The organism is Cellulophaga sp. 3_MG-2023 (genome assembly GCF_030546975.1).
Lineage (GTDB): Bacteria > Bacteroidota > Bacteroidia > Flavobacteriales > Flavobacteriaceae > Cellulophaga.
Window position 1 is genome coordinate 1 of the sequence record NZ_JAUOPS010000002.1, and the last position, 12,138, is coordinate 12,138.

10 protein-coding genes and 2 tRNA genes are annotated in these 12,138 nt (G+C 34.4%); 7 read left to right on the forward strand and 5 right to left on the reverse strand.

Features of this window, described 5'->3' with window-relative positions; translation table 11 throughout:
• Nucleotide 1: 1 nt before the first annotated feature.
• The 3 genes from Q4487_RS04805 to proS form a co-directional block, all read right to left on the reverse strand.
• Nucleotides 2-73 (reverse strand) — tRNA-Glu (locus Q4487_RS04805).
• Nucleotides 74-153: 80 nt separating this feature from the next.
• Nucleotides 154-225 (reverse strand) — tRNA-Glu (locus tag Q4487_RS04810).
• Between the two features lie 80 nt (nucleotides 226-305).
• Nucleotides 306-1,784: a proline--tRNA ligase gene (proS, locus tag Q4487_RS04815; protein WP_303541275.1), complete on the reverse strand. Its 1,479-nt coding sequence runs from the start codon at nucleotides 1,782-1,784 to the stop codon at nucleotides 306-308.
• 98 nt (nucleotides 1,785-1,882) lie between these two features.
• Here proS and Q4487_RS04820 point away from each other — a divergent pair, with 98 nt between their 5' ends.
• On the forward strand, nucleotides 1,883-3,109 hold the full coding sequence (locus Q4487_RS04820) for a hypothetical protein (RefSeq protein ID WP_303541273.1): 1,227 nt from the start codon (nucleotides 1,883-1,885) through the stop codon (nucleotides 3,107-3,109).
• A 45-nt stretch (nucleotides 3,110-3,154) separates the two neighbouring features.
• Nucleotides 3,155-4,654 (forward strand): OmpP1/FadL family transporter, encoded by a 1,500-nt coding sequence (locus tag Q4487_RS04825; protein ID WP_303541271.1) that lies wholly within the window; start codon nucleotides 3,155-3,157, stop codon nucleotides 4,652-4,654.
• Nucleotides 4,655-4,720: 66 nt separating this feature from the next.
• On the opposite strand, the gene Q4487_RS04830 is transcribed toward Q4487_RS04825, so the two are convergent.
• Both Q4487_RS04830 and Q4487_RS04835 read right to left on the reverse strand, forming a co-directional pair.
• The gene (locus Q4487_RS04830; RefSeq protein WP_100896580.1) at nucleotides 4,721-6,103 is read right to left on the reverse strand and encodes a T9SS type B sorting domain-containing protein; all 1,383 of its coding nucleotides are present in this window, start codon (nucleotides 6,101-6,103) and stop codon (nucleotides 4,721-4,723) included.
• Between the two features lie 126 nt (nucleotides 6,104-6,229).
• A complete protein-coding gene (locus Q4487_RS04835) occupies nucleotides 6,230-8,029 on the reverse strand; it encodes a T9SS type B sorting domain-containing protein (RefSeq protein ID WP_303541268.1) in 1,800 nt (599 codons plus the stop codon).
• A gap of 137 nt (nucleotides 8,030-8,166) precedes the next feature.
• Between Q4487_RS04835 and folE the strand changes: the two genes are divergently transcribed.
• From folE to Q4487_RS04860, 5 genes are all read left to right on the forward strand, one after another.
• Complete coding sequence (gene folE / locus Q4487_RS04840; RefSeq protein WP_100896582.1) at nucleotides 8,167-8,847, forward strand: GTP cyclohydrolase I FolE; 681 nt, start codon at nucleotides 8,167-8,169, stop codon at nucleotides 8,845-8,847.
• A 15-nt stretch (nucleotides 8,848-8,862) separates the two neighbouring features.
• On the forward strand, nucleotides 8,863-10,347 hold the full coding sequence (cysS, locus tag Q4487_RS04845) for a cysteine--tRNA ligase (protein ID WP_303541264.1): 1,485 nt from the start codon (nucleotides 8,863-8,865) through the stop codon (nucleotides 10,345-10,347).
• An 11-nt stretch (nucleotides 10,348-10,358) separates the two neighbouring features.
• Nucleotides 10,359-10,583, forward strand: a complete 225-nt coding sequence (gene yidD / locus Q4487_RS04850) for a membrane protein insertion efficiency factor YidD (RefSeq protein ID WP_100896584.1) — start codon at nucleotides 10,359-10,361, stop codon at nucleotides 10,581-10,583.
• Between the two features lie 103 nt (nucleotides 10,584-10,686).
• Nucleotides 10,687-11,643 (forward strand): prolipoprotein diacylglyceryl transferase, encoded by a 957-nt coding sequence (gene lgt / locus Q4487_RS04855; protein ID WP_303541261.1) that lies wholly within the window; start codon nucleotides 10,687-10,689, stop codon nucleotides 11,641-11,643.
• A gap of 1 nt (nucleotide 11,644) precedes the next feature.
• Nucleotides 11,645-12,136 carry a DUF192 domain-containing protein gene (locus Q4487_RS04860; protein WP_303541259.1) on the forward strand — a complete coding sequence of 164 codons (492 nt, stop codon included), beginning with the start codon at nucleotides 11,645-11,647 and terminating at the stop codon, nucleotides 12,134-12,136.
• The last annotated feature ends 2 nt before the right edge of the window (nucleotides 12,137-12,138 follow it).

Below are 12,138 nucleotides of genomic sequence, written 5' to 3' on the forward strand. Positions count from 1 at the left end.
GTAGTCCGTAGGGGAATCGAACCCCTGTTACCAGGATGAAAACCTGGCGTCCTAACCCCTAGACGAACGGACCATTATTACCATTTGTATAGTAGCGTACAAAATAAAGAAAACTTTATCTAATTACAAAACTATAACTGCTTTAAGAACTTGTAGTCCGTAGGGGAATCGAACCCCTGTTACCAGGATGAAAACCTGGCGTCCTAACCCCTAGACGAACGGACCATTAACTTTTTGCGTAATGCGGATGCAAAAATACAACTATTTTTAATTATTGCAATACCTAAGTCAATTTTTTTTGAAAATTAATATGCTTTAGCAAATAACACCCTGTGTTTAGAGGGTTTACCTGTTACCATACAACTACCATTTTCTTCTTTTGCATCCATAGGAATACATCTAATAGTGGCTTTTGTCTCATTTTTAACCTTCTCCTCTGTCTCTTCTGTGCCATCCCAATGCGCAGATATAAATCCGCCTTTGCTTTCTAAAACTTCTTTAAACTCATCATAAGAGTTTACTTCTGTTATATGGTTGGTTCTATAATCTGCTGCTTTTTTGTAAATGTTCTTTTGTATATCGTCTAATAAAAATTCAATTTTACCAACAATATCATCCGCATTTACAATTTGTTTTTCTAATGTATCTCTACGAGCTACCTCATAAGTACCATTTTCTAAATCTCTTTTACCTATTGCAATACGTACCGGAACACCTTTTAACTCGTACTCGTTAAATTTAAACCCTGGTTTATGTGTATCTCTATTATCAAACTTAACAGAGATTCCTTTAGCTCTAAGTTCTTTTACTAACGGATTTACTTTTTCCGAAATAGCATCTAATTGATCATCTCCTTTATAAATTGGTACAATAACAACTTGTATTGGTGCTAATTTAGGAGGTAAAACCAATCCGTTATCATCACTGTGCGTCATAACTAAAGCCCCCATTAAACGAGTTGAAACTCCCCAAGATGTAGCCCAAACGTGCTCTTGCTTTCCTTCTTTAGATGCAAACTTAACATCAAAAGCCTTAGCAAAATTTTGTCCTAAAAAGTGAGATGTTCCTGCTTGCAAAGCTTTACCATCTTGCATTAATGCCTCTATACAATATGTTTCTACTGCACCTGCAAAACGCTCACTAGGAGTTTTAAGTCCTTTAATAACTGGTACTGCCATAAAGTCTTCTGCAAAGTCTGCATAAACATTCATCATTTGCTCTGCTTCAGCAATTGCTTCACTTTCTGTAGCGTGTGCTGTATGTCCCTCTTGCCAAAGAAATTCTGCTGTACGTAAAAACAAACGTGTACGCATTTCCCAACGCACTACATTAGCCCATTGGTTAATTAATAAAGGTAAATCTCTGTAAGACTGTATCCAACCTTTATAGGTATTCCATATAATTGCTTCACTAGTTGGGCGTACAACCAACTCTTCCTCTAGCTTTGCATTAGGATCTACTCTTAATTTACCCTCGTTATCAGGATCGTTTTGAAGTCTATAGTGTGTAACTACAGCACACTCTTTAGCAAAGCCTTCTGCATTTTTCTCTTCAGCTTCAAACAAGCTTTTAGGTACAAATAAAGGAAAATAGGCATTCTCATGACCTGTTTCTTTAAACATCCTATCTAGCTCTGCTTGCATTTTTTCCCATATTGCATATCCATACGGCTTAATAACCATACATCCACGAACTGCTGAATTTTCAGCAAGATCTGCTTTTACAACTAGTTCATTATACCATTTGGAATAATCTTCGGCTCTTTTAGTTAACTTCTTGCTCATTATTAGTAGTTTGGCACAAATATTGTGTTTTTATCAATAAATAAATTATAGTTCGACAAAACTAACTATTTTTACATTGTACAACAATTAAATTTAATATGATGATATATTCCCAATCCATCCAAAAAATTAAAAAAGTTGCTTTTAGCCTTTTAGTTGGCTCATTAATTGTTTCTTGCGGTTCTTACCAAGATGCATCTTATTATGACAACGACGGCATATATTCTAGCAGCACTCCGCAAACTGTAGAAACAGCTCCTGTTGACAACACTAATGAATATCAGGACTTTTTTGGCCAGCAAGCTAATGAATATAGCGCTATTTTAGATGGTGAGGTATTTACTGATGTTGATGAATATTATAGTGATGTGCAAGATGAAGATGTTGCAAATAACTACAACGGAAATCCAGGATGGGGAGATAACCCTACGCAGGTAAGCATAAACATTCATGATAACGGATGGAATAATTACGGAGGTTTTTATGACCCTTGGGGTTATGGTTACGGTGGTATTGGCTACTACAATACTTGGGGACGTCCTTGGGGATGGAACAACTGGGGATACAGAGGTTATAACAGTTTTGGCTGGGGCGGATTTGGTTATGGCTACGGATGGGGCAATCCTTATTACGGAAGAAGATACTACAACCCTTACTACAATAACAGATATTACAACAATAGATTTTATAATGGCTACGGCAGAAACTCTTATGCTTACAACAATAGCAGAAGAGGCCGTTACGACAATGTTATATATGCCAATAATAGAAACACATACACACGCTCTAGCAGATCTAACCTAAACACGAGCATATCTAGATCTAATGTTAATTACAGATCTGGGAAGTCTGCAACATCATCTAGAAGTAATAATAGTTACAGATCATCTAACACATACAGTAATAGATCTGGTGTTAGTGCAGACGGTATAAACCGTAATAGAACCTACAGAACAAGTCGTAGTACTAGAACGCAACCTAGATACAGCACTAGCTCTAGAAGCAACACATACAACAGAGGCACTAATACAAGAAGTGGAAACACTTATAGCCGTAGCAGCAACAGCAGCGCTAGACCAACTACTACAAGAACTACTAGATCTAGTTCTACGTACACAAGACCATCTTCTACAACAAGAAGCTCTGGTACATACAGAAGTTCTGGTAACAGCTCTAGAAGCTCAGGAACAACTACAAGAAGCAGTAGTTCTTCTAGGTCTTCGTCCGCAAGAAGTTCTTCTTCAAGCAGCAGATCATCATCTAGCAGTAGATCTTCGTCAAGTGGAAGATCATCTAGCGGAAGATCTTCAGGTAGAGGCAGATAACATAGATACACTTTAAAACAAAAACTAATTATAAAAACTCAAAGGATGAAAAATTATATCGCCTTAGCGTTTGGCTTGGTATGTAGTATTGCCAGTGCACAAAACATAAATGATGCATTGCAATACAACCAACAAAACTTAACAGGTACAGCCCGTTACCAAGGAATGAGTGGTGCTTTTGGTGCTTTAGGTGGAGACTTATCTGCTTTAAACACAAACCCCGCTGGTGCTGCAGTCTTTAACAATCATTTGTTTTCTGCAACATTATCTAACTACAACAAAAAAAATGATGCAAATTATTTTAGAACACACAGACAGGCAACAAGAAACGATCTAGAGATTAACCAAGTTGGTGGTGTGCTTGTTTTTAAATCTAACAACTCCGACTGGAAAAAAATTGCAATTGCAGCCAATTATGATTTGGTTCAAAATTTTGATAACAATTTTGAAATATCAGGAAATAGCAACCAAGGTATAGATAAATATTTTTTAAGTTATGCTAACGGTGTTCCCTTTGGCCCTCTATTAAAAAGAGACGGTGAATATTTAGAAGAAGCTTATTTAGATATTGGAAAAAACCTAGGTTTTGTAGACCAACAAGCATTTTTAGGTTATTATGGAGGACTTATTAATCCGGTTGACGAAACTGATGACAACAATACCGCTTACACTAGTAATGCAAATTACAATACTGTAGATCAAAACTACATAGAAAACACCAATGGTTACAACAGCAAATTTATTTTAGATTTTGCTACACAATACCAAGACAATTTATACTTGGGAGCTTCTTTAAACTTCCATAGTATAATGTATGATAAATACACAGAATTTACTGAAACAGGATACGAGTCTGGTCCTATTACAAGAACTACGTTTGACAATTACTTACACACAGAAGGTAATGGTTTTTCTTTTGCTTTAGGGGCAATTGCTAAGTTAAATGAAGTTGTTAGGGTTGGTGCTAGTTATGAGTCCCCTATTTGGTACAGATTAACAGACGATACATCACAACGTATATCTTCAGATGAAGCAGACGAAGATATTAGTTTTATCAATTTTAATGTTATAAACTTATACGAAAGATACACTATTAAAACACCTAGTAAATTAACAGGTAGTTTAGCACTTGTTTTTGGAAAAGATGGTTTACTTAGTTTAGATTACGGGTACCAAGATATGAGCAATGCAGAAATTAAACCAACAAGTGATTCTGGTTTTGCAGCTGCTAATGATCAAATATCTAATGAGCTAGGAGCTGTTTCTACAGTTAGACTTGGTGGTGAATATAGAATTGAAGACATTAGCTTAAGAGCTGGTTATAGATATGAACAAAGTCCTTATGAAGATGAAAACACTATTGGAGATTTAAACGGGTTTTCATTAGGTTTTGGATATACATTTGGCCCTAACAGAATAGATATTGCTTACAACAGAACAGAACAAGATGTTAACAAGCAATTATTTAATGCCGGCTTAACTACTCCTGCACAAGTAAATATTGCAAATACAAATGTAACTTTAGGATATACTGTAAATTTTTAAAAAATTAACAGTTCTAAATAAAAAAAGCAGCCGTTGGGCTGCTTTTTTTTATTCTTTATACAATTATTATCTTTTTAAAGTAAAATGATTTTGTAACGTTTTTGCAACAATTACACCAGCTTCTGGTTCTGCATATTCCATACGAAACCAATAATCTGACTCGGGCATTTTTTTACCATTAAATGTACCATTCCAAGTTACTCCTGGCGCAAGTTGTTTTAACAATTTACCATACCTATCGTAAATATAAACTTTAGCATCTACTAATTCTTCAATACCAAGCACATTCCAACCATCGTGAACGCCATCTCCATTTGGAGTAAAGAATTTAGGATACCCAATTACCAAAAATGGAATTTCTTCAGATGTACCACAACCAAACTTATCGTTTACAATTAATGTGTTTTGACCTGGAGGAACATCATGAAAAAGTGTTTCATCTTGAAACTCACCGCCATTTATAGCATACTCATAACTACTTGTTCCGTTTACTACAATATCAATTACATTTCTATCTACTAAATAATCTACAACTGTAATTTCTATGTCTGCAGGATTTGGGGGAGCGTGAAAATTTATTAAAACATCATCTGTTACTAAAGGTGGCGTACCAGAAGCTGTAGTTATTTCTACAAAATACCTACCTGTATTAGGACTTGTAACTGTATACTCTGTACCTGTAGCTAAATTTGGATCATCTATAACACCGTCATCATCATAGTCTACAGACCAAACAACACTTGCTACATCTGGCCCTACTGGAGATCTAAAAGCATTTAAAACTATATCTGGATCACCTTCACAAGCATCTACATCTAAGCCCAAAAACTCATCTCTAAAAGTACAATCCAATGCATCTACATCTTCTGTAAAAGTTAAAGTAAAAGGCTCTGGATCACCATCAAAATTAGTATTATAATTATTTATCAAAATATAATAGATTTCACCTTCTGCTATATCTAATAACTCATCATAAGTGTTTTTACTACCTTTTACAAAAGCAAAACCATCTTGCCCAGATTCCGGATTTGTTCCTAAACCTGTAAAAGCAGTATTATTAGCTTCGTAATTACAACGAACCGGTTGTGCTGTACCATCGCTTATACTTGCACAATCTGTATCTGGTCCGTAAACAGCAAAATCCCACTCTGCCGTATCACTATCTGCAGAAATATCAAAACCTATTACACCGTCTTTTAAAGCTCTAAACACGTACCAAGACGTATTATTCTCAATGTTTGCAGAGCTATTACTACCCTTTTCTAAACAACCTGTTTGTCGTATTACATCGGGATCAAAATCATCTATATCCCCTCTTCCATCTGCAATTCCGCTTATTGGTGCATCTCCGCATACTGGTATTGACGATCTACAATCTGGGGTAAATTGCGCGTTACTAAGTAGTGTAAAAAAAAGAAATCCTACAACTAGTTTATATTGTGCTCGCATAAAGTATTTACTTGGTTGGAATGTTACATAACCATATTATAAGCGGCAAATAATAAAATTTATTGCATTACATCGAATATTTTTTTGCATAATCGACGAAATACCAATTTTACTTCTAGTTAAAATTTATCGTTTTAAGGTAAAATGACTACTGATATGTTTTGCAGTGACCATATCTCCTGTAGTATTTATATAATTTAGTTTAAACCAATAATCAGACTCAGGCAATAACTTACCTCCATAAGTCCCATTCCAAGAGTCGTTTCCTCGCAACTCTTTTAATAATTTACCATATCTATCAAAAATATGTACTACTGGCTGTTGCAAAGATTCCATTCCAACTATTTGCCAAGTATCGTTAACACCATCACCATTGGGAGTAAAATAATTATCAAAACCCACTACAACAATATCTTCTGTTACAAAACCACATCCGTTTTTATCTATAATAGACACCGTATGTGCACCCGCAGATACATTTGTAAAAACATTACTGTCTTGCACAAGAGAACCATCAATTTGATACTCAAAATCTCCATCAATATCAGTTTCTACAGTTACTTTATTATTCGCATTAAAATCTTCAATTATTATAGTAGAGATTGATGGTGTTTGACCTACAATAACATCTACAGTTACGCTATTAACACAAGTAATACCCATATTGGTATAACTAATATCTAAAACATAGGTTCCTGCTGAAGATACCTGAATAGTAGGTGTTGTTTCTCCACTTTGCCAATTGTAACTATAATTAGTATTTGGATTAGTTTCCCCTATTGTTTCCGAAGTTGCTCCTTCACACAAAAAAACTTCTGTATCTACTGTAGAAATAGGAGTCTCTACAATTGTAAAATTAAACTCCTCAGACACATCAAAACACTTAGAATTTTTTACTGATGTTGTTCTTACATAAACGGTAGTTGCACCAACCGCAGGACTGTATTGCATTGGCAAACTTAAAGCATTATTAAAAGCATCTGAGGGGGTTGCGTGGTAGCTTATAATAAAATCTGATGCAGACTGGCCACCCAGTGCTTCACTATTTTTAGACGTTAAATTAAATGGCAAATCCTCTTGACACAAAGTAACATCTGAAATAGAATTTGTTATTGGTGCTGTAGAAAAAGCAATTTGAACATCACTTATTAAAACATCTGCAGTATTAGAAATCACTTCTACCCTATACATTGCATCTGTAGTTACATCTAAAGTAGCATTTGTTTCACCTAAAATTTCTGTAAACCCTAAACCTACATCCCTGTACCAAGTATATGATGCTGTATTTGATGTAGTAGCATCTAACCTAACAATATCACCATCACAAGCTGCAATTGGCGGCCCCAATAAATTACTAATAATAGAGCAGTCTAATGCTGTATTTGGGTAGTCTATAAATATTTGTCCAGAAAACTGAATAGAAAAACCAGAGTTTAAATTGCTAAAATTGTTAATTAACAAGTAGTATTCTTCACCGGCTTCAACCGTTAACCAATCTTCATATTGCACATTAGTTGCTCCCGTTGGGTCCTCTCCTACTCCCGTAAAAGCATAACCGTCATCATTATCAAAAAAATTACAACGTACAGGATCTCCTAAACTACTACAATCACTTGCTTTATATAACGCAAAATCCCAATCTTCTGCAGTATCAAAACTAATATTAAAACCTAATTCACCAGCTTCTCCAGTTTTAAACCTATACCAAGCAGAGTTAGATTCTATTGCCCCAGACAAAGTACGCTCTAAACAACCAGTTTCTGCGGCGCCACCAAAATCGTCCACTCCATAACCATCTGTACCACCATTAGTTGGCGTATTATTACAAATAGGTATAGCATTGCTACAATCTGCAGATACTTGCGCACTAACAGACAGCAATCCTAAAGTAAAGAAAAAAAACGCTATTGCGTAAAACCTTTTCATAGATTGGCAAAAGTTTATAATATGTAAAACTAAACCTTAACAAACTTTAGCACTAATTAATGTTGTCAAACACCTTAAACTATAACATTAAGTGCCATAATATGTATATCTTTGCATTTCTAAAAAATTTTAGGCTGATGAAAATAGAAAGCACTATAGAAGGGTTTGATGAAGAAATGGATAACGACCATTTATCTGCAGCTGAAAACACCCCTTTAAGAGAAGACGCTTTTGATCTTAATGACGACCAAAAGATAGAAAAAATACAAGCCAGTGTTAGAGATATATTAACTACACTAGGAATGGATTTAACAGATGACAGTTTAAATGACACTCCTAAGCGTGTGGCAAAAATGTTTGTTAAAGATATTTTTGGAGGCTTAAATCCTGATAAAAAACCAAAATCTTCTTCATTTGATAACAAGTACAAATACGGAGAAATGTTGGTTGAAAAGAATATTACACTTTACTCTACTTGTGAACACCACTTACTACCTATAGTTGGTATTGCACACGTTGCATACATATCTAAAGGTACGGTTGTTGGTTTATCTAAAATGAACCGTATTGTAGATTACTACGCAAAAAGACCACAAGTACAAGAAAGACTAAACATACAAATTGTTAGAGAATTACAAGAGGTTTTAGGAACAGAAGATGTAGCTTGCGTTATAGATGCAAAACACCTTTGCGTAAACTCTAGAGGTATTAGAGACATACAAAGTAGCACTGTTACTGCAGAATATGGCGGTAAATTTAAAGAACAAGCTACCCGTAAAGAATTTTTAGACTATATAAAGCTAGACACCAACTTTTAAACCCCTTTAGCCATAATGCAACTTTACAAAAATCAGACAATAAAAGTTTACAATTCCCTTTCTGGAAAAAAAGAAGAGTTTAAACCTATAAACGACGGACACATTGGTATGTATGTGTGTGGGCCAACTGTTTACAGTAATGTACACTTAGGCAATTGCCGTACGTTTATGTCTTTTGATATGATTTTTAGGTATTTTAAGCATTTAGGGTATAAAGTACGCTATGTACGTAATATTACAGATGCTGGCCATTTGGTTGATGATGCTGATGAAGGTGAAGATAAAATTGCAAAAAAAGCGCGTTTAGAACAAATAGAACCTATGGAAGTAGTACAACGCTACACCGTAGATTTTCACAACACGCTACAAAAATTTAATTTTTTACCTCCAAGTATAGAGCCTACTGCCACAGGACATATTATAGAGCAAATAGAAATTATTAAGGATATTATTGAAAAAGGATTTGCTTACGAGGTTAACGGCTCTGTGTATTTTGATGTTGTTGAGTTTAACAAAACAAACAACTACGGTATTTTAAGCGGCAGAAAACTAGAGGATATGATTGCTAATACTAGAGAATTAGCAGCACAAAGCGACAAGAAAAATCCGCAAGATTTTGCACTTTGGAAAAAAGCAGAACCAGAACATATTATGCGTTGGCCTTCTCCTTGGGGAGATGGTTTTCCTGGTTGGCACTTAGAGTGTACTGCAATGAGTACTAAATATCTAGGTGAAACTTTTGACATTCACGGTGGCGGTATGGATTTAAAATTCCCGCATCATGAATGTGAAATTGCACAAGCACAAGCAAGCAATGGCGCCTCTCCAGTAAATTATTGGTTACACGCAAATATGCTTACATTAAACGGTAAAAAAATGTCTAAATCTACAGACAATAACATTTACCCTAATGAGATTTTTAACGGCGACAACAACATATTAAGCAAGGCATTTTCACCATCTGCCGTTAGGTTTTTTATGATGCAAGCACACTACACAAGTATTTTAGATCTTAGTAATGATGCTTTATTAGCATCTGAAAAAGGATACCTAAAACTAATGGAAGCTATTGCATCTTTAAAAGCAATAGAAACTGGTAATAAAACTGAATTTGACGTAGCAGCTTGGCAACAAAAATGTTATGATGCTATGAATGACGATTTTAATTCACCTATTCTAATTGCTCATTTATTTGAAGCCGTTAAGCACATTAACCTAATAAAAGATGGTAAAAAAACTATTACCAAAGAAGACAAAGAACTATTAGAGAATACTCTTAATGCCTTTGTATTTGATATTTTAGGACTTACTGGTGTTAATGAAGATTCTAACGGAAACTCAGAAAAACTAGAAGAGGTAGTAAACCTGCTAATACAATTACGTAATGATGCACGTAGCAATAAAGATTTTGCATTATCAGATCAAATACGTGACCAATTATTAGCAATGGGTATACAGCTTAAAGACGGTAAAGACGGTACTACTTTTAGTGTATCTTAAAATAAATTAAAATGATAAAAAAAATACTGATAGCACCACTTCTTCTATTAGTAAAAATATATCAAACAGTTATATCTCCTTTAACTCCGGCTAGTTGCAGATACTCTCCTACGTGCTCACAATACACGGTAGAGGCTTTAAAAAAGCATGGTTTATTTAAAGGCGGTTGGTTAGCCACAAAACGTATTTTTAGTTGCCACCCTTGGGGTGGCAGCGGCTACGACCCTGTTCCATAGAACAGCAATAAAATAATAGGATAAAATTAACTTATAATCACAGTTTCTTTTTTAGCCCCTTACTCAAAATACGTATATTAGCCATTCACAAAACGGAAAATAGATGCATTTTTTAAGTATATTATGGAACCCTAACGAAACTTTATTCAACATTGGGGAAATACAAATAAAATACTACAACCTATTATGGATTACCTCTTTTGCTTTAGGATGGGTAATCATAAAAAAGATTTTTACTAACGAGAAGAAACCAATAGAGCAGTTAGATTCTTTATTTCTATACACCGTTATTGCAACAATGTTAGGCGCACGTCTAGGACATGTTTTCTTTTATGACTGGGCTCACTACCAAAACCATTTAATAGAAATATTATTACCAATTAGAGAAAACCCTAGCGGAAGGCTTTTTGGAATAATAACAGGTTATGAGTTTACAGGTTTTGCAGGTCTTGCTAGTCACGGTGCAGCATTGGGTGTAATTATAGGTATGTATTTATACAACAGAAAATACCCTGATTATAAAATATTATGGTTGCTAGACAGACTAGTTGTTCCTGTTTCCTTAGGAGCATTTTTTGTTAGACTAGGCAACTTTTTCAATTCTGAAATTAACGGAAAAATCACAGAGAAAGCATTTATATTCGCCACAAAATTTATAAGAGACTCTGATGATATGCCAGCTTCTAGAGCTATGGCTTTAACAAAAGAAAGAACTGTAAGCGCAGCTTATAAAGCTATAGAAAACAATCCAAAATTTGCTTCAATTTTAGAAAGTATTCCTTTTAGACACCCTGCACAATTGTATGAAGGTGTTTGCTATATATTCGTTTTCATCATATTATCATACTTCTACTGGAAAACAGATAAAAAAGATAAAGCCGGATTTTTGTTTGGTTTATTTTTAATGCTATTATGGACCATCCGTTTCTTTGTAGAGTTTGTAAAGAAAAGTCAAGGTGGATTTGAAGAGTCTTTAGGCACATTATCTACAGGGCAATGGTTAAGTATTCCTTTTATACTAATAGGCGCATATTTTGTATTTAGACCTAAAAAAGCTTAAAATGAAAACATTAAAGAATTATTCTTTTTTATTAATTGCTATTATTTCTTTAGCATCAAGCTGTAAAGAAAACAAAACAGAAGTTATACAAACTCCTGAACCTGCTTTTACAAAAGAAGGTACTTTAACAATTACAAAGAGTACAGATAACACTAAAGCGTTAACTTTAGATATAGAAATTGCCGAAACAGATTACGAAACGCAAACTGGTTTAATGGAAAGAACTAGTATGAAAGAAAAACAAGGAATGTTATTTATTTTCCCTGATTCTAGAGTACATTCTTTTTATATGAAAAATACTAAAATAGCTTTAGATATTATTTATATTGATGAAAACTTACGTATTGCCAGTTTTCAAGAAAACGCAAAGCCATTAGACGAAACTGGCTTATCTAGTAAAGTACCTGTAATGTATGTTTTAGAAATTAATGCAGGATTATCTGAAAAATATCTGTTAGAAGTAGGCGACAAAATAGATTTTACTAAACTATAATT